Consider the following 515-nt stretch of genomic DNA (forward strand, 5'->3'; position numbering starts at 1 on the left):
ACCACCACCGAGATGGAGCGCTCAGAAGAGCCCTGCGCAATCGCGATAATATTGATATTGGCGCTGGCCAACGCGGAGAACAAGCGGGCGGAAAGGCCGCGCAGCGTGCGCATACCGTCACCCACCACGGAAATGATCGCCAGACGCTCAGTGATATCCAGCGGTTCTAGCACGCCGTCTTTCAGTTCCAGATAGAATTCATCTTCCAGCGTTTTCTTGGAACGGGCCAGCTCGCTATTCGGCACAAACACGCGCGCTGCCATCCCCACCATGCCTTTCATGCCGGGGCCGGAAACGTTGAACATCGCCATGTTGTTCAGGTTGGTGATGCCTTTTACCGGATATTGGGTATCAGAGCTGTCCAGACCAATCAGTGTGCCGGGCGCTTGGGGGTTTTCGGTATTTTTAATCAGGCAGGGAATTTGGAACTGGGCGATGGGAGCGATGGTACGGGGGTGAAGCACTTTGGCGCCGAAGTAGGAGAGCTCCATCGCTTCCTGATACGACATCGACTT

The 515-nt window shown here is 55.9% G+C and carries 1 protein-coding gene; it reads right to left on the reverse strand.

Annotated elements, in window-relative coordinates:
• A partial coding sequence (locus J5224_RS35050) for an ACT domain-containing protein (RefSeq protein WP_264629394.1) occupies positions 1–515 on the reverse strand: 515 nt, incomplete at both ends.

Source organism: Candidatus Symbiopectobacterium sp. NZEC135 (assembly GCF_025962695.1).